General features: G+C 40.3%; 18 protein-coding genes. 7 read left to right on the forward strand and 11 right to left on the reverse strand.

Annotation, left to right across the window (positions count from 1 at the left end; all coding sequences use genetic code 11):
• Positions 1-44 precede the first annotated feature (44 nt).
• The gene (locus AQ505_RS07925) at positions 45-1139 is read left to right on the forward strand and encodes a hypothetical protein (RefSeq protein WP_062547681.1); all 1095 of its coding nucleotides are present in this window, start codon (positions 45-47) and stop codon (positions 1137-1139) included.
• Positions 1140-1209: 70 nt separating this feature from the next.
• On the opposite strand, the gene AQ505_RS07930 is transcribed toward AQ505_RS07925, so the two are convergent.
• Positions 1210-2607, reverse strand: coding sequence for a hypothetical protein (locus AQ505_RS07930; RefSeq protein WP_197286327.1), 1398 nt, complete (start codon positions 2605-2607; stop codon positions 1210-1212).
• Positions 2608-2845: 238 nt separating this feature from the next.
• On the opposite strand from AQ505_RS07930, the gene AQ505_RS07935 reads away from it, so the two are divergent.
• A complete protein-coding gene (locus AQ505_RS07935) occupies positions 2846-4141 on the forward strand; it encodes an OmpA family protein (protein WP_062547682.1) in 1296 nt (431 codons plus the stop codon).
• Positions 4142-4201: 60 nt separating this feature from the next.
• On the opposite strand, the gene AQ505_RS07940 is transcribed toward AQ505_RS07935, so the two are convergent.
• The gene (locus tag AQ505_RS07940) at positions 4202-5317 is read right to left on the reverse strand and encodes a serine hydrolase domain-containing protein (RefSeq protein WP_082461459.1); all 1116 of its coding nucleotides are present in this window, start codon (positions 5315-5317) and stop codon (positions 4202-4204) included.
• A gap of 374 nt (positions 5318-5691) precedes the next feature.
• On the opposite strand from AQ505_RS07940, the gene AQ505_RS07945 reads away from it, so the two are divergent.
• Genes AQ505_RS07945 through AQ505_RS07955 form a run of 3 tightly spaced genes read left to right on the forward strand, consistent with a single transcriptional unit; the run spans position 5692 to position 11082 of the window.
• Complete coding sequence (locus tag AQ505_RS07945) at positions 5692-8751, forward strand: SusC/RagA family TonB-linked outer membrane protein (protein WP_062547684.1); 3060 nt, start codon at positions 5692-5694, stop codon at positions 8749-8751.
• A gap of 18 nt (positions 8752-8769) precedes the next feature.
• Positions 8770-10155: a RagB/SusD family nutrient uptake outer membrane protein gene (locus AQ505_RS07950; RefSeq protein ID WP_197286328.1), complete on the forward strand. Its 1386-nt coding sequence runs from the start codon at positions 8770-8772 to the stop codon at positions 10153-10155.
• Positions 10156-10179: 24 nt separating this feature from the next.
• A complete protein-coding gene (locus tag AQ505_RS07955) occupies positions 10180-11082 on the forward strand; it encodes a hypothetical protein (RefSeq protein WP_062547686.1) in 903 nt (300 codons plus the stop codon).
• Positions 11083-11150: 68 nt separating this feature from the next.
• On the opposite strand, the gene AQ505_RS07960 is transcribed toward AQ505_RS07955, so the two are convergent.
• The 5 genes from AQ505_RS07960 to AQ505_RS07980 all read right to left on the reverse strand — a co-directional run bounded on the left by AQ505_RS07960 (position 11151) and on the right by AQ505_RS07980 (position 16638).
• The gene (locus tag AQ505_RS07960) at positions 11151-12446 is read right to left on the reverse strand and encodes a serine hydrolase (RefSeq protein WP_197286329.1); all 1296 of its coding nucleotides are present in this window, start codon (positions 12444-12446) and stop codon (positions 11151-11153) included.
• A 92-nt stretch (positions 12447-12538) separates the two neighbouring features.
• On the reverse strand, positions 12539-12793 hold the full coding sequence (locus AQ505_RS07965; protein ID WP_157262245.1) for a hypothetical protein: 255 nt from the start codon (positions 12791-12793) through the stop codon (positions 12539-12541).
• A gap of 330 nt (positions 12794-13123) precedes the next feature.
• A complete protein-coding gene (locus tag AQ505_RS07970) occupies positions 13124-13699 on the reverse strand; it encodes a hypothetical protein (RefSeq protein WP_062547689.1) in 576 nt (191 codons plus the stop codon).
• A gap of 180 nt (positions 13700-13879) precedes the next feature.
• On the reverse strand, positions 13880-16225 hold the full coding sequence (locus tag AQ505_RS07975; protein WP_062547690.1) for an outer membrane beta-barrel family protein: 2346 nt from the start codon (positions 16223-16225) through the stop codon (positions 13880-13882).
• Positions 16226-16254: 29 nt separating this feature from the next.
• Positions 16255-16638 (reverse strand): hypothetical protein, encoded by a 384-nt coding sequence (locus AQ505_RS07980; RefSeq protein WP_062547691.1) that lies wholly within the window; start codon positions 16636-16638, stop codon positions 16255-16257.
• A gap of 127 nt (positions 16639-16765) precedes the next feature.
• On the opposite strand from AQ505_RS07980, the gene AQ505_RS07985 reads away from it, so the two are divergent.
• On the forward strand, positions 16766-18142 hold the full coding sequence (locus AQ505_RS07985) for a sensor histidine kinase (protein ID WP_062547692.1): 1377 nt from the start codon (positions 16766-16768) through the stop codon (positions 18140-18142).
• Positions 18135-18824, forward strand: a complete 690-nt coding sequence (locus tag AQ505_RS07990) for a response regulator transcription factor (RefSeq protein WP_062547693.1) — start codon at positions 18135-18137, stop codon at positions 18822-18824. The genes AQ505_RS07985 and AQ505_RS07990 overlap by 8 nt, the downstream gene beginning before the upstream one ends.
• A 14-nt stretch (positions 18825-18838) precedes the next feature.
• Here the strand turns inward: AQ505_RS07990 and AQ505_RS26305 are convergent, their stop codons facing one another.
• The 4 genes from AQ505_RS26305 to AQ505_RS08005 form a co-directional block, all read right to left on the reverse strand.
• Positions 18839-19003 carry a hypothetical protein gene (locus tag AQ505_RS26305; protein WP_157262247.1) on the reverse strand — a complete coding sequence of 55 codons (165 nt, stop codon included), beginning with the start codon at positions 19001-19003 and terminating at the stop codon, positions 18839-18841.
• The gene (locus AQ505_RS07995) at positions 19004-21208 is read right to left on the reverse strand and encodes a peptidase domain-containing ABC transporter (protein ID WP_062547694.1); all 2205 of its coding nucleotides are present in this window, start codon (positions 21206-21208) and stop codon (positions 19004-19006) included.
• Positions 21201-22499, reverse strand: a complete 1299-nt coding sequence (locus AQ505_RS08000) for a radical SAM/SPASM domain-containing protein (protein ID WP_062547695.1) — start codon at positions 22497-22499, stop codon at positions 21201-21203. The genes AQ505_RS07995 and AQ505_RS08000 overlap by 8 nt, the downstream gene beginning before the upstream one ends.
• A 105-nt stretch (positions 22500-22604) precedes the next feature.
• Complete coding sequence (locus tag AQ505_RS08005; protein WP_062547696.1) at positions 22605-22805, reverse strand: hypothetical protein; 201 nt, start codon at positions 22803-22805, stop codon at positions 22605-22607.
• Positions 22806-23043: the final 238 nt, after the last annotated feature.

Consider the following 23043-nt stretch of genomic DNA (forward strand, 5'->3'; position numbering starts at 1 on the left):
AAATAATTAACTATAATTGGGCCAAATAATATTTAATCCCTATTATGAAATATCAATTACTAATTTTTTCGCTTGTTATCGTTCTTTTCTCTTGTAAAAAAGCTGAAAAAGAATCCATTGAAACTGTTGTTCCTACCAAAATTGTAAACTTTAAAACCATCACAGGGCTGGAGAATTTGCTGGTTGATACGGAGCCTACCGCCCTGATGGTGACGCGAAGCATCACTTTACGTGATCCGCTTAAAGTTGAACTCAGTGGCACAGCTGAAATAAAGCTGATCAATTTCACTTTGAAAACCATCAAAAATGTACATGTTTTTTTGAAATTGGCGGGCAATGAAGAAAGAGTTGAGCTGTTAAAAATCGACTCAATTACACCATTAGTGGCTTTCAAATTACCTTTGTCGATTGCTGAAAAGGAAGAACAGCTGTATACTGAAAGTGGTAAATTAGTAACCATTGCCAAACAGACTGATCTTTCAAAAGCAGCGTTTACGGTAGTGGTAGATGATCCGTTTTACAAGACATTGAACAGCATTAAAATCCCATGGAAGCTCAGCTTCCGTAAGTCGCAGGAAGATGCAGGAAATTGGTACCGGATGAACCCTTTACATGCCAGAGAAAGTCTGGTGATGTTTACCAATTTAGCTTATTTGTTTTCAAAGCCTTCTACACAAACTGCTTTTATGGCTTATGAAGGCCTGACTGCTAATGATGGATCCTTACTGAGCATAGAAAAGAAAGAGGCGGTATACCGAGACATCTTAACCAGAGCAAATATCGAAACCGGATTGGTCAGAAATGTAAGTGGCTTAGGCGGTGGAAATCTGGTTGCTGGTGCAGAATACGTCTTGATGCGCCATTATAACAAGAATGCAGAAGAAGTGATTGTTCATGAATTGGGGCATGCACTTGGTTTTAGCCATAGCAGTAATATGACGTATGCTTCGAATAGTAAAGCTTTTCATTTGGCAATGAGGCCTTTGATTAATCAGCTGCTGACAGATCGCGAGTATCCTTATTGGGACTATAGAATGTTGAATACTTATAACAAGTATATCGATATGACTGGTGATTACCTTCGTGAAGGAAAGAATCCAGATGGCAGCAGACATAACGCGACCAAGTACGAGTACTAAGCCTGTTACATCAGGTATCATATTTTATAATGAAAGCGCAGGCAATTGCCGGCGCTTTCATTGAATCTATTTACTGTTCTACAATATCTCCTTTACCGCCTTTAGCTTTGAGCGCTGTTCGGTCGGTGACGATTCCTTTTTCAATTAAAACAGCAATTCCCAGCTTTGAAATCGCATGAACTCCATTCAACGACGTTTTTCCATTTTGTGTAACAGATACCGCCACTGAATTTTTTCCTTCCGCAATGACCTCCCCTTTGATAGACAATTCTTTGACTATACCACCTTCTACATTGAAAGTCTGCACCCCATTGCCATGGGTAATGAGGCTTCCAAAGATGTTTAACTGCTTTATTTCTCCTCCGGCTTTCACACTGATTCCATCTGCCGGTAAGGATACGAGTACCCCTTTAACCAGAGTTTGGCCAACAGCTCCATGGGTGATTAGGTCATTTTTTACGGTGATGCTGCCCACCGGTTTACTCACCTGAATGCCAACAGAACCATTGCCATGAGTTTGAATTCCATGAAATACAGCCTGATTTACGGTGCCATCATATTGGTTAAAACCCCTGGAGCCAAGGCCAAAAGTTTCTATTTTATCTTTTGCTTCGAAATAATCGACCACACCGAAGTTGACAAAGCCAATGCCGCTCGGTCCATAAGAGGTAATTGGCTGTTCGGCTACCCAGCGATCTACCTGGCCCCAGGTATCCAGCACCATATCATTTACGCCATAGGTGGTCACACAACCTTTATTGGTTAGTTTTTTAATTTTAGCGCCATTCAGAATAAACACAGCTGCGGTGATCATATTCGGCTGGCCATAAGGAATCATGCCATTGCTATAAATATCGCCGGTACTGATCTGATCTGCAAGTACCCAACCACCATTGTCGCCAAAGCCGCCAACAAATAAGCCTGTGCCAATTACAGGAGCACCCTTTCTTCCTAAAGTAATATTGGTCAGCCTGGCTTGAATTACGCTCTCCGGGTTACTATTGTAGTTGTAAACTGTAAAGGCACCCTGGTAAACGTTCACACCATATTTTTGTGGCTGTTCAGCATATCTGCGGGCATCACAGCTCACAATATCGATGTTTTCCGCAATCAATCGGGCTTTAAGAGAGCCGGAACGGATTAATATTTGAACCTGTCCGGTGATCGTTAAGTTGCTGAGCGTAAAGCTGCCAAGGTCCTCCTGGTGACTTAACAGGTAGATCGCACGATTACCCGGGTTCGTTTGAATGTTGAGGTTGTTAATCTCATTGTTGGCCGTTAAGCCAACCCCATCACTGTTATTGAAACTAATGATGGTTTTTTCCTGATCTACGGAGCTTAGGCTAAATCCAACGGGCAGCACAATTGCAAAAGGACAAAGAATGGAAGTCTGGAGTTCTAAATTTAATGGAGAATCCTGGTCCAAAGCGGCCATGAGTTCTTCAAAAGAGTTGATTTTTGCTTTCATAGAAGATGTTTTTCAAAATAAAAATACGCAAATTTTTAGGTTTGATATAGGGTTCACAAAGAAGGAGTACAATGGAATCTTCTGATTTTTTTACAGTTAAGTGCTTTATTAGATGTTAATTACAAGATATTTCTTATTTTTATATAGTGTAGGCATTGGATTGAATGCCGAATGAAATTATTGCGGGTGTATAGTGTTTGTTTGAATTATAATATTTCTAACCTATAAAACTATAAGCATGAATTTAATTGAAATGTTAAAGAATGAGGTAAGCGGTAACATGATCTCTTCTTTAAGCCAGAAAGCTGGTGTAACTGAGGACCAGGTGAAAGCAGGTTTTTCTGCCGGTATCCCTGCGGTTTTAGCGGGAATCCTCAAAAATGGCGCCGGAGGAGGCTTTCTGGATAGCATCCTACCTGGGGTAACCGGTTCTACGGCTGCCAATTCTACCGATGATTTAGTAAATGGTCCTGAGGATAGCCTATTGGAAAAGGGAAAATCCATGCTGGGCAGTTTATTTGGAAATGATTCCGGAGCAGTAAGTACTGCTGTAGCTACTGCTACAGGACTTCCTGAAGGCAAATCGGCCGGTTTACTGGCGATGATCGTTCCCTTAATAACAGGCTTAATTACCAAGCTAATGGCCTCAAAAGGCTGGGGTGTATCTGATTTATTAGGGAAAATCTTTGAAAGTAAAAATGAAATCGCTGCCGCACTTCCTGCCAGCTTAGGTACTTCTTTAGGCATAGGCAATATCCATCCTCCAAAATTAGATGTTCCTGATCTTCCTAAAGTGGCAGCACAGCGCACAAGTCATGTCACGCCGGTAAATGTGCCGGATAAAAATACAGGTGGTGGTTTTATCAAATGGCTGCTTCCGCTGATCATCGTGATCGTGGCCTTATGGTGGTTATTGGGCAGACAAGGCTGCAACCAAACGGCAGTAACAAGCACTGTGGACTCTGTTTCCGCTAATATCGATACTGCAGGAGCAAAAATGGGCGGTGTGGTAGATGCAACGGTGGTTGCAGTGGAAGGGAAATTGAATGAAGCCGGAGATTTTGTGAAGGTGCTGGGGGTTAAGATGACCAAGAAACTCCCTAATGGAAAAGAGATCAGCATTGCTGAAAACTCGGTAGAGAATAAGCTGATTGGATTCATTGAAGATAAAAATAAACCAGTAGATAAGACCACCTGGTTTACTTTCGACAGGTTGTATTTTGAACCGGGAAAAAGCACACTGAAACCAGAGTCGCAGGAACAGTTAAACAATATTGCCGCGATTTTAGTGGCCTATCCAGTCGTGAACCTGAAATTAGGTGGTTATACCGATAGCACAGGTAATGCAGATGTCAACAAGAAAATCTCTAATGAGCGTGCATATGCAGCCAAAAACGAATTGGTGAAATTAGGTATTGATCAAAAACGATTAGCGGCAGAAGGTTATGGTCCTGAGCATCCGGTTGCGAGCAATGCTACCGCGGAAGGAAGGGCGCAAAATCGACGCATAGATATCCGTGTAACAGAAAAATAAAGATTTAAATCACAAAAACCGTTAGGAGAAATACATCCTAACGGCTTTTTTTATGCGAAGTTATTTGATCAGCTTTGCCCCAATGTTTTTATTGAAATTAACCCCCTGATCACAGTTGGTAAAAAATACATAGCCATTATGATTGGCTTTATTAATCTTGAATCCCGATTGAGCATCACCATTATTGCCCCCATGTTCGTATAGAACACCATAGTCAACAGGTTTTATAGCAATGCCTAATCCCCAGGCCGTATCGCCATTATAAAGGTAATGTGGACTTTTCTTATCCAGCAGCACTTGTTCTTTAAACAGCTCTGCGTTCATTTCTTTTGATAAACCCCGACCATCCATTAAGGCAATCAAAAACCGGGAAAAACTCAAAGCTTCCGTATGTAATCCTCCTGCAGCCTCAAACCAGGTAGAATCCTGTTCAGGAAAAGAGGTTGGCCATGCTTTGTCAAATGGTTTTCCATTGACATGGCCTTTAACTTTATGCAATGTGATGTACTTGTCGCTGCTAAACCAGGCTTTTTGGAGATGAAGAGGCTTGTTGACCTGCTGTTGAAACAAGGGGTCCAAGGTTTGTATCGTTAGATTGTTCAGCTTAGCGATCACCTTTGAAAGGTAAAAGTACCCTTCTCCAGAATAAGAGAATGCTGAGCCCGGATTAAATTTCAAGTATAATTCCCCATATTTATACAACTGCTCATCGCGTTTATCATAATATCTCCAGTTAGGGAAGCCAGTGGTGTGGGAGAGTACCATACGTGCTGTAATGAGTTTGTAACGCTCATCTTTGGCAATATCCGAGTAAGGTAAGTATCGGTACAAGGGGGTATCCAGGTTTAATTTATGCTGATCCACCTGTTTCAATACAAAATAAGCAAACAGTGTTTTCGATAGCGATGCTGCTTCAAAGATGGAGTTCGCATCAACTTTTTCTTTGCTCTCGATATTTGAAATACCTAAAGATCGGTGGTAAACTACTTTCCCATTGTTAATCAAGGCAAATGATAAGCCTGGCAGACCGAGGGAATCCATTTGATGCTTTATGAATTTGTCTAAATCAGCAGCCTTGATTTTAGCCCCGCTTAGGGTTTGTAATTGTGCCCGACTTTGGAAGGCAGAAATAGCGCACAGAAGGTAGGTAAGGAGGGGAAGTACGAATCTTTTCATAAAATGCAGGATGGGCTTTAGTCTGGTCTGTTGTATAGACCCGAAAGAAAGAGAAGTGTTACAAAATAAGGGTGTAGTTGTAAGCCGGTATAAAACAGGGTGGTAGGGCTTTTGTATCCACTGGGTAATGCTGCAAAATAGATAATCTCAGTTTTTTGAATAAAGTATACTAAAAAGGTAGACTATATTTATATATTTGCTTCATCAATTTATATTCAACCTCAAAACCAAACCAACCACTGCCTATGAAATGCTAAGTATACTATAAAAATAAAGGGTGGCCTTTCAGCACACCCTTCAGGATCTATAAATAAACCAGGTTTCAATTTGGACGTTGCACCTGATTTTTTACGTTAAAAACCCATTGTAAAAATATGAAAAATATTGATAGGGCACAACCTGCCCTACATGGCCATGGATTATGGCCAGGCTTAGTCTTTTTCCTGTTCCTGACTTTCTTCTTTTTTCTGAAGACCAGTGCACAGGAAAACAAGCCACTGATCAACTCTACCTTAAAAGGAACCATTTCTGATGCCATTACCGGCGAAAAACTAATCGGTGCCTCCATCCTCATTCAGGGAACTACACATACTGCCTCATCGGATCGGGAGGGTACATTCAATTTTGTAACCGGCCAGAAATTCCCTTATACGCTAGTCATTAAATACATCGGTTACAAAACCAAAACACTGGTCGCAGACGGCAGCCCGGTCAACATAAAACTGGAACCGGAAGCCAATCAACTTCAGGATTTAATCGTAGTGGGTTATGGCGCACAAGACCGTAAAACGCTGACCAGCTCTGTCGCCACCATTTCCGGAAAACAGATAGAAGATATCCCTGTTGCAGGTGTAGATCAAATGCTGCAAGGTCAGGCTTCTGGCGTATTGGTTTCCTCAAATACCTCTGTTCCTGGTTCCGGTATTTTTATCCGGGTAAGGGGTTCTTCCTCCATAAATGCCAGTAATGACCCTTTATATGTGGTAGATGGCGTATTCTTAAACAACAGAACCCTGCAAAGTATATCTACCGGCGGACAGCAGACTTCGCCCATTGCTGATTTAAACCCCGGTGATATTGAATCTATCGAGATCCTTAAAGATGCCAATGCCACCGCAATTTATGGTTCCAGAGGAGCCAACGGTGTGGTCTTGATCAGCACCAAACGCGGAAAATTGAACCGCAAGGCGAAAGTCGACATTGGTTATTACAAAGGAATCTCGCAGGCCATTAAATTCTGGCCAACCATTAGCGGAACAGGAGAAGGAATTCTACAGAATGAAACCTGGCTAAATGACGGTGGTGCTTATGAAAAACGCCTTTTCAGGCCCAAATCGGAAGGTGGACTTGGTTTACCTGAAGAACAACCGACCATTGATCGGGTAGGACTGATCTTTCAAAATGCGCCAACAGACAATGTGGACGTAACGGTAGCCGGCGGCGATGCAAAAACTACTTATTACCTGGGTGGGAATTACTATAACCAGGATGCAATTGTAAAACCTGATCGTTTCAGACGCGCAAGTGCCAGGGTCAACTTAGGTCAGCAGTTTAATGAAAAAACAAAAACCGGGGTTTCTATCAACCTGGTGAGTACTTCCAGAAAGATGACGCCTAACAATAATGTGCCTAACGGAACGGTAAACGGTGCTTTGTATACTCCTGTCTATCTGCCTTTATACAATGAAGATGGCAGTTACGCGCGGCCATCTCTTTTCGAAAATCCAGTGGCTGCGATCAAGGAGACTGTATTTAAAGACGTAGGAACCCGCATCACCGGAAATGTTTTTGGGGAATATAAAATACTCGAAGGACTGAAATTCAGAACCAGCTGGAGCGTAGATTTTAATGAAAGTAAAGCCGATAATTATTTCAACTCTAAGCTGCAATTGGGCCAGGCCCCGATCAATGGTATTGGTACTTCGGCATTAAACAGGAACGTGACACTGATCAATGAACAATTGATCAGCTATGACAAAGTATGGGATAATGTGCACCAGTTTAACCTGACGCTGGGTAATACGCTGCAAAAAGAAACTTTTGAAACGACAAGCGTTACCGGTGTAGGTTACCCTACAGACCAGTTTAGCCTGGTGGCCTCTTCTGCAAGTCAGACTGGTACCTCCCGCCAATCACAAGCCGGATTGGTCTCTTTTTTCGGAAGAGCAAGCTATGGTTACCACCGTAAATATATGATTGATGCCAGTATTCGTGCAGATGCTTCTTCAAGATTTGGAAAAGACAACCGTTGGGGATATTTTCCTGCCGCAGGCTTCGCATGGCGTGCCAGTGAAGAAGATTTTATCAAAGCACTGAACCTGTTTTCGGAATTGAAATTCAATACCAGTTACGGCCTCACCGGAAATCAGAACGGTATCCCTGATTTTGCAGCATTAGGGCTCTGGAATGGTGGAAACAATTACCTGAGTACCTCAGGAATTCTTCCTTTTCAATTGGCAAATCCAAACCTGAAATGGGAAACTACCACACAATTTAATGTCGGACTGAATATGGGCTTCCTGAAAGATCGCCTTAACCTGGAATTTAACTATTATAACAAATACACCACCAACCTATTATTGCAGCAGCCGATCTCCCAGAAACTGGGATTTGCCTCGATCTTCTCCAATTCCGGAGAAATCAGCAATAAAGGATTTGAATTTTCCTTAAATGCACAAGTGATCAGCAGTAAAGTATTCAGCTGGAATACCCGCTTTAACATCTCTACCAATAAGAACAAAATTGAGAAGTTAAATACAGCAATTCTAGACAATAGAACGATTATGCAGCAGGGAAGCCCACTTTATTCTTTCTATGCGCACAAGCAGCTCGGGGTAAACCCTGCGAATGGCGATGTCATTTTTGAAGATGTAAATGGTGATGGACTGCTTTCTGATAGCGATCTGCAAATTGTAGGGAATGCCTGGCCAGATTTCTTCGGCGGTTTTGGAAATGAATTCAACTATGGGAATTTTGACCTGAATGTATTTTTTAACTATTCTATTGGCAACAAAATATGGAACAATACCCGCTATAGAATGGGGCATGGAGGTTCCAGGAATGGTGTTTTTGCACAGTTAGAAGAACAATTACAGCGCTGGCAGCAACCTGGCGACATTACAGAAGTTCCACGCATGACGGCCAAAGGAAACAATGCAAGTATCATTTCAGATCGCTTTCTGGAAGACGGCTCTTATGCAAGGTTAAAGACGCTTGCTATCGGCTATAAATTGCCTAAGGTTTTCCTGGCCAAATACCACATCAGTAACGTACGATTCTACGTGGCTGCAACCAATCTGATCACCATTACCAAGTATAAAGGAGTGGATCCAGAAGTGAATACCATGGGTGACAATCAAAATGTGATGGGCTATGATCAGGCCATTGCTTCACAACCGAGAACCTTTCAGGCCGGTTTTAACCTTTCTTTTTAATGTTAAAATATGTTGATCATGAACTTTAAATATAAATCAAAATATAAGCTGGTACTGCTGATTCCTCTATTGTTTTCAGTGGCTTCCTGCAAGGATTTACTAGACCCAAAACCACTTTTATATGTATCGGAAGAAAATAGTATTGTCAACAAGAAAAGTGCAGATGCAGCCCTAATCGGTACTTATAGTGCCTTAAGTCAGAATAGTTATCAGGGCAATACCTTCCGGTATATCCTGAACCTTTCGGATGATAATTTGCGATGGGTAGGAAACTCACCTTCGAACCGGGAATTTGATGTGCATGATGTTTTTGCCACAAATACCTCGATTAGCGCACTGTGGGGCGCTTTGTATAGCACCATTAACAGCAGCAATAACCTCATTCAATCTGTTCCAAAAGTAAACGACCAAACCTTTTCGCAGACCGATAGGAATACCGCAGTTGGAGAGGCTTACTTTATTCGCGCATTGGCTTATTTCGACTTGGTACGGCTTTGGGGAAATGTGCCCATCATTACAGAAAGTACGCGCAATCCCAATAGTGGAAATGGGATTGGGAACAGTACACCAGCTCAGGTATATAAACAAGTTGGCGAAGACCTGGAAGCGGCACAAAACCTGCTGCCTGGCAGTCCGGCTGTACTGAATCGCAACCGTGCCTCTATCTATGCGGTTTACGCCTTGAAATCAAGGCTGTTTCTTTACCTGGGGCAATGGCAGCAGGCCATCGATTATGCAGATCTGGTGATCAGGGAAACGGCGAAATTCAGTCTGGTACCTAGTTATTCCGCTTTCTTCAATGCTAAAAATACAACGGAATCTATTTTTGAGATCGATTATACCATCAACAATAAAAACTCATGGGCCGGAAACTGGTTCGCCAGTAATATTACCGGTGGTACGCGGGAACTCTTGCCAACGGATGAGTTTATTGCTTTAATAAGGGGCCCTTATGGTGGAGACCGCAAATCTTTATTGCTCGACATCAATACGCCTCCAAAGGGCATCATCACTTACGGAAACATGAATTTTAAACTATCTACCGGCGAAAACCAGGTCTATGCCATACGGATTGCAGAATTATACCTGATTCGTGCGGAAGCCAAAGCAGAATTAAATAAAACAACAGAAGCCGTTTCAGACATCAGAACCATCCGGTTACGTGCCAAAGCAGCAGATGAGGATTTAAACGGGCTAACGGACAAAAGCCTCATCATTGCTAAAGTCCTGCAGGAACGCAGATTGGAATTGGCTTATGAAAGTCACCGCTGGTTTGACCTCATTCGCAGGGGACTTGCGCAGCAAGTGCTGGGCATCGGTGATGCTAATAAGTTGCTGTACCCCATTCCACGTCAGGAGCTTTTGGTAGATAAAGCGCTTAAACAAAATCCAGGTTATAATTAATTATTCAATTCTAAAAATTTTATTATGAAAACCATCACTTTAAATTTAAGAAAAATAGCCTTTGCAACAATGGCTATGACCTTTATTGTACCTTCAAATACTTTTGCCAAAGGACCGGATGAAGGAAAAAAACTGGAAGGTACCATCAATATTACGGGAACAAGATTCCTTTTTCCATTAATTGAAAAATGGGGTGCAGAGTTTTCAAAAGTGCATCCAGGTTTGAAGTTTGTAGTGAAGCAAGGAGTTGCGAATCCAGATATCAATGCCTCGGCAGCGCCATTAAAAGAAAAAGATCCTGCAAAAGGGAACTATACCATTGTCAGCCGCTTTGCCATTGTCCCAATTGTCAATGTGAAAAATCCAGGTTTAGATAAGCTGCAGAAAAGTGGTTTTAAGGCTAAAGATTTTGAATCAGTGTATTTCAGCAATAATACCAGCAAGGATAAATTTGCAGCCTTCGGCGATCAACTGGTTTCTTTTAAGGTATATAGCCGCAGTGCTTGTACTTCCGCTACATTTTCCAGTGTGCTGGGAGAGGAGCTGAAAGATTTGACCAATGCAAGTGGTAAAAAGATTGCCGATGACCATATTTTGCTGCAAACCGTAGTTGATGATCCACTGGGGGTAGCTTATAATGATCTGGGTATTGTGTATGACCTGAAAACAAGAAAACCAAAACCAGGGATTGCGGTGGTACCTACAGATTTAGATGGGGATGGGGTAATCAATAAAGAAGAGAATTTTTACGCAGATTTGGACCAGCTGATTCATTCTTTAGAGTCTATTTCCACCAATTTGCCACCAAAAGGCGATTTCACACTGATCTATAAAGATACCCGTCCGGAAGTGACTGCTTTTGTAAATTGGATACTGACTGATGGACAGCAATATGTACATGAATATGGCTTTTTAAACAAAAAATAAGCCTTATAAAAAACGCCTTCAGATGCTATGATTTTGAAGGCGTTTTTAATGACGGTTAAATACGCGCTTTAATCTCCTGTTTTTAAACATTTGATCACATTTTCTCCGTCTTTAATAGAAACTGAGTTGATGGTTCCATCATTGTTCTTAGTGAAAAATACGGTGGCATCTAAGTCCATAAGGAAAAACTCGTGATCGGTTTGTGGAAGCAAATTTAACAAGGGAATCCCTGCCATTCTTAATACCAATCCGCTGTCTTTTAAAGTAACCGTTATATCCACACCATCCTCTCTTTTATATTTTCCTGCATACGATTTTAAAACATCATCTGTTAGTTTTAGGCTTGATGCTGATTCATTTGGTCTTGTACTTTTATAAGCCTTGTGAATAATCTCTGTACCTTCAGGGAAGGCGGCTCTAACCACATTATTACACATCATTAATCCATTATCTGCATTGGTTAAAACGATGATTCCTCGCTTGGATTTTGGCAGTAATACCATGATTGCCGCAACACCCTGATCGTTTCCGGCATGTTGTAATGCATATTCATGGTTGGGAAGGTCGTTGATGATCCGCCATCCTAAACCTTGCTGAAGATTTGGGCTAATGACAGCCTGTGTTTTTATCATTTCCTGGTGTAGCTTTTTCGAGATCAGCTCTCCCTTTAATACCGCTATTGCAAATTTGGAAAGATCGTCAATGCTGGTCGTTAAACCTGCTGCAGCACTGGCGCTAATTGAATAGTCGGTTCTGGTAATTTCTTTGCCATCTGCATCATACATTCTGCTGTGTTTGTCAAAATTCGTTTTTCCATCCCATTCATGATGAGTGTCCTTTAGCTGTAAAGGCTTGAAAAGAATGGAATCGGAAAGCTGTGCTAAAGAGCGGTTGAATTTCTTCTCGATCGCAGATTTGAGGTATTCCATTCCATCTCCGGAATAATTGAATTTTGTGCCCGGTTCAAAGTTAAAAGTTAGTTTTCCTGTTGAATTCATCCATCGCCAATTGTCAAAACCAGATTGCTGACTGAGTACATGGCGGCTGCTGATCATCTTAGAATAAGCGCTGGAAGCCACTTCCGGATCTACAAAATAATGGGCAAGAGGTTCATCGAGGTCCCATTTCCCATCCTGAACTAGTTTAAGCACCATTGTGGAAAATACTACTTTAGTAAGGGAAGCTACTTCGAAGATCGTGCTTTGAGGAGCTGGAGCTCCATTACTTAGGTTTCCATAGACCTTCGCTTTGACCAGTCTATTGTTTTCTATGATGCCAATGGCCACATTCGGGATGTTTAAATCCTTTTGCCATTGTATAATTTTGCGGTCTAACGTATTCAGGTCAGATGAGCTTTGCTTCATTTGACCTGATTTTAACTGCTGACAATGACTAATATTCGGTTTTAACACAAGAAGACAAAAGCTTAACAAAGCGAAACCGATATTTTTTTTCATTAAACAGACTTCCAGATTTTAAAGGTGTTCTGTTGATTTCCATTGGTTTGGATCACCAGGCAAAGGTGTTCCTCTCTTTGAGGGAAATATTTGTCAATGATCAATTGAGTCTGTTGGATCAATTGTCCAAGGTGCTGTTCAAAATCTATGTTTTTAACGTTTAAGATAACCTGGTTCATTCTTGATGAAATGGTGCATTCGAAGGTGAATTCTCTTTTCAGTGCCTTTACTACTTTTGACCTCAGTTTTTTCATTGAATTCTGATTTAGGGTGTCATTGAATAGGGTTTTTCCCATTTGTTATTTCAGCTTTAAACGCTGGTAGCTTTTATAAATTGCACCGGGAAATGTCATTATTTTTATTTCCTGGAAATAATTGACTACTTTCTAAAAATAGTAAAAACTATAGAAGACAAGGCATTTCAGGGGTCGTTTTATTGTAACAAATTTGGGGTGATCCCCTTCTTCTTCAATGAGTTTATATCCTAAAAAAAGCCCCTGGACTTTATAAAGTCCAGGGGCTTTTTTTTCCGAATTTTGAGGCAACCTATTTAATTTGCCAAATTCATTTGATCAGGAAATATCTTATTTAAACATCGCATTAAGTGCATTTTGTACTTTCCGTGCGTCATCTTCAACTGTTTTTTTGATAGCAGGATTAAATGAAGCAGCAAATTCTGGTGTGATAGAAATTAATTCTGGTTCATTTAAGATCGTAAGGTCAAATACATTACTGCCGAACTTAAACGTGCTTTTAACTTTCGTGATGTCTTTTTCCATGTTTTTTGCAAACTCGTAGCTGTTGCTGATCTGGTCAAATGCATCTTTTGCCGACTGGAATATAATTTGAGTAGCTACATTCAGGTCATTGATGATAATGGTGGCTGCTTGTAATTCTGATTTTAATGCTCCTTTCACACCTTCATCTAAACTATTCAGCTCCGGTAACAAATCTTCACTGAAGATGATGTCCTTTGGATCTTTAATGAAAATAGCCAGTTTTCCGCTCTCGTCTAAATGCTGTTCCAAATATATAGGTGCATTACCGTCTTTCAGGTTTGCAACGTTTGTAGAGGTGTATTCAATTTTGATGTCGCTGATCACATTTTTGATGACGTTTACAACGTGTTCCAATACCGGGTTTGGAGTAATATTGCTCATTCTGTAATAATTTTTTTGCAAAGGTACGGGATGCTAACTTCGTTCATATACCTAAAAGAAAAAAAAGAATTTATTTTAAAATAAGGCACTCATTATGAGTTGCTTGTAGTTGTGGGTTGTTGTGCCAGATTCCGGGCGTTATTTTATGCAGCTTTTCGTAGTTGCTGAGAAAAGCGATTTTTATAGCCGGCCTCTGATTTCCTGGTTAGCCTCAATAGCTTTATTCTTTATTTTTTGCTGCGTGCTAAAGCTGTAAACAAACATAAAAAGGAAAGACCTTGTTCTTCTTTTTTGATAAAAATCTAGGCTAAAATTCTCGTAGGTAGAAAAATTCTTGTCGCGCTGGGTATTGAATACATCATTACAAGCGAACTTCAGCTGTGCTTTTCCTGCAAGAATGCTTTTCTGCAGACTAAAATCAAGCCTGTATTGAGGGGCAGCACTCACTACATAGTTCTGAAATCTGGAATTGAATACGTTTAATAAGTCTGCAGACCAGGTTTTAGACATATTGAACCGCGTATAAATATTACTGTTGAAAGAATATTGGGAAGGCTGTAAATCGCCATTTTTAAACTGGTAATAATAAGCACCTAAAGTCGTATTGGTATACAACCATTTCGTCAGGTTACTGAAGTAGCTATAATCTAGCCCATACCTGGATTGCGAGCCAAAGTTCTGGGGTTTATAATAGGTGATATTTCCTGTATTGGTATACACACCTGCGATTAAATTCTCGGTATGGTTTATATAAAAAGAGAGCGATTGTTTGGGGAACTGGTAGCTGATGTCCAGGCTATTGGTAAACTGTGGCTTAAGGTCAGGATTTCCCTGCAGGTAAGAGTAATCATTTTCTTTGGTGACAAAAGGGTTTAAATCCCTGAATGAAGGGCGCTGGATATTTCGGGCTAAGGAAATTGAAATGGTTTTTTTCGGGGCAATGGTATAGCCGTAATATAAACGCGGAAAGAGGTTTAAATAATGCTTGGAGACCTGGATGGCATTGATTTTATCTTTGCCGGAAAAATCGGTGTATTCTGCCCTTAGCCCCAGGTTAAAATTGCTTTTCTTGGAGGTTTTACCGCTTAATGTGCCATAAACTGCGGTGATATTTTCTTTGTTTGTGAAATTTTCCTTGTTATAACTGCTCAGCAAATAGTCCGGGGCCTGAAAAATACTGGTGTTCAGCTGATGGTCCCTGTTTACAGAACTCATTTTTAATCCAGTCTTTAATTGAAAGCCATTTTTATATTTTTTAGTCAAATCACCCTGAACCACGTAATAATCAGATAGGGGATTCACATTAAATATAGTCAGACTGGAATTGAAATTTCCGAATGTATAATCTGTGTTTGTGGCGTTATCGCTCGGATTTTCATGATGCCCCGCATTCAGAATAAATTTCAGCGTACTGCCCAGGCTATCCAGTTTAAAGGTGTAATTCAGTGCCCAATACCAGACTTTGTTCTTAAAATTCTCTGAGCGTTGATTACTGCTGATGGAAGAAAGTGAGGGCTCATAAACAGTTAAGGATTCAGGGGTGGTGTATAAGCCTTTTCCATTGTTGTAATACAATTCTGCACCAAATTCATTTTTGCTGTCCGGATAGAAAACGACACCACCGAGCAGGTTGACATTTCTTTTATCACCATTGAAAAGGCCATCTGCTTCATTTCTACTTTGATTTGAAAACAGCTTGCTGGTCTGGTAAGTGCCAAAATCCTTGTCTTTTCCATAACTAATTTTGGTATAGAAATTCCATTTATCCGATCCGTAATTGGTGTTGAGGCCTAGATAGTCCGACCAGATGTTTCCTTTTCTATAGGTATAGGAAGCGGTGACATTAGCGCTAAGGCCTTTTACAGGCTTCTTAAGAATAATATTGACCACACCGCCTTGTGCGGAAGCGTCTGCATCTGCGGAAGCCTGGGCTTGAATTTCAATGCTTTGGATCATTTCAGCATTCAGGCTGGAAAGATAACTGGCCAAATCTCGGCCAGTGAGATACAGCTGTCTTCCATTCACATAAATTACCGGTATTTTATTCCGTAACAGTACGGCTCCGTCACCGTTCACCTGGAGCCTTGGTGCCCTGGCAAGCACATCAAGTCCCGAGTATCCTGATTTTAAAGGGCTGTTTTCTACATTAAATATCAGTTTGTCGTTTTCCATCTGTACGATAGGACGCTGACCAACAATATGAACTGTTTTGAGTTCGTTGTTTAGATTGACCTGCAAAACACCGAGGTCTATATTCTGATTCAGCTGTATGGGTTTACGATACAGTAGCTTGCCAAAAATACTCAGTTTAATCAAATACTGACCCGGTTTCGCGATCAGCGTAAAATCACCTTCTTTAGTCGTTAATTCATTTTGATAAAGCAAGGAATCACTGGTCAGGAGTAGGACCGAAGCATAACTGACAGGCTTTGATTCCATATCTACCAGCTTTCCTGTGATTTTTATCTGCGCAGCGCAGGTTAAGGAAAATAGAAGGAAGAGCCCGGTCAGGATTTTTGAATACATATAGAAATAGATTAGCGCTAAAAAAAGGATTAAAGTTCTTGCTCATTGGATACAAGTACCCGGATTCGATCCCCCAGTTTCTTGAATTTTTTTATTGTAGCCTGGCTAGCATTTTTTTTATTGAGGTCAATGATTAGTTTTTCAGCTCGAAGGGTAACGGTATAAGCGTTTTTATTCAGCCATATAAAAAGATCATCTTTGTTTTCTGTAGGTACACCAAGGTCCTTCACCAAAGCTTTTTTGATCTCCGCAGCTGATTCTTCCTGAAAGTTAGCGATGAGTGAATAATCAAGGTCGGTACTCGTAATATTAACGCTGGTATGATTTGTGGAGCTTAAGGATGCCTTTCCGGATTGACAAAATGCAGCCGCATTTATTGTGAGAAAAACTGCCATAATGATTAACTTTTTCATATCTTAATTTTTACTTCATCAAATATGTGGAAGTAATTTTTTAAAATCAGTTAATCTTGTGTTAATGAAGCGTTAATGATGTCAGAATTCTTAAAGATCCATCACCCCTCGTATATATTTGTGAGAGATGAAAGTTGAAAGAAAAATCAAATGGTTAATTGCTTCCTGCGTAGTTATAGTAGGGACACTGTCTTTTATTCAGTATGCGCTGGTCTTAAATACTTATAAGTTAACGAAGGAAAAGTATTATACAGAGATCCGTTCTGAAATAGCAAAACTCATTAACAGGCCATCTGTTGCTGTTCTTGAGGAAAAAACTCAGGAAAATCTGAAGCATTTGGCAAGGCTTTTCGTTTTACAGCAGATCGATAAAACAACTTTATTTGCCAGGCTCAATAAGAGCGATAATACGGAAATGGATAGCTTAAAACAGCAGCTTTTTCAGGACATACAGTCGAATAAAATCTTAAAAGATTTGAAATATAAAGCTCAGTATGATGAAATTCTGATCACTTTTAATGGAAAAACCGATACTTTATTGTCTACCCGGGAGGCGCCTTTTGTTTTTCTTGGCAGCCCTTTCCAAACCCCGAACACTTTATTAATCGGGAATGGCAGCAACACCATTGTAGATAGTTTTGCCAAAGCTGATGGGAGCGGAAGCTCGGCGATGAAATTACAGATTCAACGCGCTCAGTATTTGGAAGTCTCTACCTGGAAAGCGGAGGTATGGAAGCGTATGGCAGGAATCTATCTATTGGCATTTTTAATGATTGTAGCGGTGATTATCCTTTATTATCTGGTATTCAGTGCCATGTTCCGACAAAAAAGGCTGGCCGAAATCAAAACAGATTTCGCAAATAATATCACACATGAGCTAAAAACACCTTTGAGCTCTGTTGGCTTGATCTTAAAGAGTCTGGAAAGGGAGGAGGTACGTTCCAATCCTCAGCTGACAGACGAACTTCTAGCTTCCCTGAACCGGCAGCATTTTAAGATCCAAAAGCTGGTCGATTTTGTGCTGGAAACAGCCCTGACATCCCCTCATGAAGTTAAAAAAATAAGCGTCGATATCACTTCCTACCTACAAGATTACGTGAAGGAGCTGAGAACGGAAAACCATCAGTTTACCAGTTCGATTCCTCCTGAAAAACATAACGTTTTGATAAATCTGGAGATTTTAGATAAAATCTTAAACAACCTGATTGAAAATGCATTAAAGTATAGCCAGGAAGGCACAGTCATTTCCTTAAAAAGTAAAGTGCTGCATCGTAAATATAGGATCGAAATTACTGATGAAGGACCTGGAATTCCTTTAGCCTATCAGCCGTTTATTTTTGATAAGTTTTTTCGTATTCCTACACATAATCAGCATGATGTAAAAGGTCTTGGCCTTGGTTTATACCTGAGCAAACAAGCGGCAAATTTAATAGGAGCAGAGCTGATCATGGAAAGCAGATCAGGGGCTGGAAGCACATTTATTCTGGAAATAAAATATGGATAGCAAGATACTTATTGTAGAAGACGACCTTGACCTGGGAAACCTGCTCAAGCAATACATGGAGATGAATGGATTTCAGGTAAAACGGGTATTCAATGGTCTGGAAGCTTTTGATGAGCTAAAGCTGAACTCCTATGATTTGATGGTCCTCGATGTGATGATGCCTGAGCTGGACGGCTTTAGCCTGGCAAAGAAATTGAATAATTATTATCCCGAGCTGCCCTTCCTATTTGTCACGGCAAAAACCATGAGGGAAGATAGATTGGCAGGCTTAAAGCTTGGCGCTGATGATTATATTGTTAAGCCTTTTGATGCGGATGAATTGATCCTACGCATCAGAAATATCTTAAAGCGGACGAAAAATGAAATCAAAAAGATCAATAAGGTTTTTAATATTGGTCTCTTCTCTTTTGATTATAAGAATCTGCACTTAAAATCTGAGGATTTCGAAAAGATACTCACAGAGAAAGAGGCAGATTTACTGTACTACCTATGTTCAAATCAGGATGAACTGATTAAAAGAGAAGACATTTTAGTCTACTTATGGAAGGAACCAGACTTTTTTAATGGCAGGAGCATGGATGTATTTATGAGCAGATTGAGGAAGTATCTTATCAAAGATCCCGCCATCCATATTGAAAGCGTTAGAGGGGTAGGCTTTAGGTTTTATGTGGATGTAAAATAATACAGTCCTTTAGCTTATTTGAAATAATATTGAATGAGCAAGGTCATAATTGGACTGCCGTTTAATTTTAACAGCCATAACAGGCCTGCGACCAGTAATGTGGTTGCAATGACCAGATAAATTCCATAACTGGTGACACCGGTCTGTAAGTACTCTTTTTGAGTTTTGTGTTGCTCCATTTATGCTCCTAATTCTAATTGGTTTTTGATGAGGTTGTAGTAAAAAGATTTGTTGCTGACCAGATGATTGTGGTGGCCAATTTCTACAACGCGGCCATTGTTCAGAACGATAATCTGATCGGCATTTTTTACGGTAGAAAGACGGTGCGCGATAATCACTACGGTTTTCTTCTTGAAAAACTCTTTGAGGTTATCGTGTATAATTCTTTCATTTTCGGCATCCAGCGCGCTCGTAGCTTCGTCGAAGAAGATGTAATGCGGTTGTTTATAAACCGCTCTTGCAATCAGGATTCTCTGTCTTTGACCGCCTGAAATGCCACTGCCTGCTGCGCCTAATTTTGTCTTAAGGCCTAAGGGTAAAGCGCTGATGAAATCCTTAATGTTGGCTACACTGATGGCATGCTCCAGTCGCTGGTAATCGATTACTACATCTCCGGTAGCAATATTCCGCTCTATGGTATCTGAAAAAATAAAACCATCCTGCAGCACAATTCCACAATTTTCTCTCCAGCTTTTAGCCGAAATGTTAGACAATTCATCCTCGTTGAGGAGAATTTTCCCAGCAGTAGGATCATAGAATTTTAGTAGTAATTTCATTAAGGTGGTTTTACCACTGCCACTTGTCCCTACAATAGCTGTTGTTTTTCCATCTGGAAGGTATAAATTGATGTCCATCAGTACAAAAGGTGACCTTGGACCTTCGTATTGAAAGTTTAGGTCTTTAATGAGCAGTCCGCTCCGTCCCGCGGAAACAGCAAGAGGATTAAAACTAAGCTGGCCTGTTAATTCTTCTTCTTTTTGATCCTGAATTTCACTCAGTCGGTCTAAACTTAACCCTGCGTCCTGAAGGGAACGGAAAAAACCTAAAAGCTGATTAATCGGACCGTTCATCTGGCCAATGATATAAGAGATAGCCAGTACAGCACCCAGCGTAATATTGCCGGCAATGGCCTCTCTTGCTGCAAAGTAGGTCACCAGTATATTCTTTAACTGGTTTACAAAATCAAAGCCTGTAATCTGAAGCTGATTGATTTTTAGTGCTTTATAATTGATATTGAATGCTTTTTTCTGGATAGTTTCCCATTCATTTCTTTTATAATCCTCAAAACTATTCATTTTTATTTCCTGCATCCCGGAGATCATTTCAAAGATCGCTTCCTGATTTTCACTTTTGTTTTGAAAACGGGAATAGTCGAGCAACTTACGTTTGTTCATGAAGATTAAAGTCCAGCCAATTGCAAAGGCCGTTAAAACACTATAGACCGCAACAATCTGGATGTTATAGCAGCCCAGTACAAAAAAGAAAACCAGCAGGTTGACAAATGAAAATACGGTAATCAGACTTTGAGAGGTCAGGAAGTTTTCAATCCGCTCATGGTCCATAATCCGCTGGTTAAAATCGCCCATCATTTTAGTATCGAAAAACTTGATGGGCAATTTCAGTAGTTTCCGCAGAAAATCAGAGATGATGGCAATATTAAGCCTGGTGCCGATAAATAAGGTCATCGTATTTCTTGTAATTTCCACCATCACGGAGCCGAGAAAAACAAAACACTGCGCCAGCAATATCGTAAACACATGGTCTAAATTTTTAGGGGAAATCCCATAATCCACTAAGGCCTGGGTTAAAAAGGGGAAAGAAAGGGTGAAGAGGTTCCCGATTAACAGGCAGCCCAACAGTTTCATTAAATCAATTTTATACGGACTGATAATTTTACTGAGGTAAGCTGTTTTACTTTGTTTAGTTTTAATGGGTTTTGCATTGTAAAATTCGGCGGTCGGATTCAGCATTAATGCGATTCCTTTTCCGTCCTCATTCAGCCATGACCGATTTAGGGTATCTTCCTGGATTGATAAAATACCTTTCGCAGGATCAGCGATTTTATAAGACCATTTTTCCTTTTTAAAAAAGGAGAGCTGCTTTCTGGTCTTTTTCAATACTACAAAATGGTTCTGATTCCAGTGCAGAATGCAGGGAAGAGGAACTTCATTCAAGTGTTGAAGCTCTATTTTTACACATGCGGTTTGAAGACCAATCTTTTCGGCAGCTTCGGTAATTCCCAATAGGGATACGCCCTCTCTGCTGATAAAAGACTGATCTCTCAGGTACTGCATCTCGTAATCCTTGCCATGTGCAGCGGCCACCATGGCCAGACAGGCAGGGCCGCAATCCATCTGGTCCTGTTGTGCGATAAAATCAGGCATTCATCAGGTTATTTGATAAGAACATATTTAAAACAATGTCCTTCTTTTTGTTCTCGTCAAAATTATTTACACAATAGTCTTTACCGCGATATTCCAGTGCCTGCTGAGAACAGCCTCCTCCACAAATCGGCAGAATACTGCAATCCAGACAAGGCTTGTTGTTCAGCTTTGCGCTCATGCGTTCTTCCATTTTTGGATTCCATGAAATCTCATTTTCTAAAAGCACTCCTTCGCGGTTTTCTTTAGTGAAATCTCTTGCATTACACTTGTAAACGTCCCCATTATAGTTGATGACAGATTGGTTTCTCTTATCTGCATAACAGGAGTTTTTTACCCGGTTACCCTCAAAAGCGTCTGGTATGGAAAACCCGAAAATCGTTGCCTTTTCTTTAAAATCGATGACCTGATCGCCCAGATTTTCGTTGTTTTCCTGCCAGACTTTATTCATAGAGAGCGTGATATATTTTCTTTCTGTGGCGCTGAGGTCATTGAAACTATGTAGGATGTCTTCCAGTCCAATCAGGTTCTGTTCGGTATAATTTATCCGGAGGGTAATCCTGATGTGATTTCGCACGAGCAGTTTGATATTCTCGACGATCACATCATAGGAACCCCTGGATTTAGAAACAAATCTGGTTTGGTCATGTAATTCTTTGTTTCCGTCGAAAGAAATCTGCAGCCCGGTAACATTATATTTTAAGAAGTCTGCCACCATTTCCTCGTTAATCAGAAAACCATTGGTGGTGAAACTGATGCCTAAAGCCAGTTTATGGTCATCAGCAGCCTTGTAAGTATACTGCATTAAAGGAAGTACTACATCCTGGTAATATAGTAAAGGCTCTCCACCGAAAAAAGACAATACAAACTGCTTGATTCCTTTTTGATTAGACATGATGTTGTCTATATAATTGGTGATCTTTTCCAGTGTTCCAGGAGAAGTCTTTGATCCCTTAATGTGCGTTTCATAGCAGTACCAGCATTTAAAATTACAATTCATAGTGGGGTTCACCATCAGGTGATATGTTTCCTCCTGATTGTCTATTTTATCCATCAGTACCCTGACACTTTGGATTTCATCAGTTTCTTTTGGCACAATAAATCCGTTCATTAATAAGGATTTGTAAAGTTCTTCGTGTATTTCTTCTATGCTGTTTACACTATCTTCATTTTTTGCTGCGGTAATCAGGTCCATCAATAATGGGTCGAGCAGCAAGAACTTTTCAGTTAAAGAGTTGTGGTAAATGAATTTTCCATTGTAATGAATTGAGGTATTGAATTTACTTATTTTCATTTGGATAGGATTTAGGAAAAGAGCAGTGAATTGAATTGATGTGGTATTGGGAAGGGATTACAGGGCTATTCATAGAATGGGCCCTGTAATTAAGTAAGGGATGGTTTAGACAGTTGTAGATGTAGCCTCGCAGGTACAGCTGCAGCTGCAATTTCCACTCACGGTTACCGTGTTAGTCACTGTGCCATCGGATAATAACTGTGGGGATGCAAATGCAGCAAAACCACCTCTTAATTTTCCTAACTGACCATCTTCCATTACGGCCATTTTCTTTACTAATTCTTCAAAGGATTTTTTCTGTCCCATGTTTGTAGAAATAAAATTGATACCTACTCTTTAAAGGATTTTCGGCGTACTCCTATATGATCTTTTTTTTTCTGATCTATTAAATTAGGGCCTTCGCTTAAGATTGTGTTTTATTGATATTTAATTAAATATCATTATTCGTTAAGTTGGAATAGGTTAATGAGTAGTTAATGGATGGTTAATGAAGCGTTAATGATTGAGGTGGAGAAAAATGTCGTATAGCTGATAAAGCCAAGGG

Origin of the sequence: Pedobacter sp. PACM 27299, from assembly GCF_001412655.1 — a bacterium.
Taxonomy (GTDB): Bacteria; Bacteroidota; Bacteroidia; order Sphingobacteriales; family Sphingobacteriaceae; genus Pedobacter.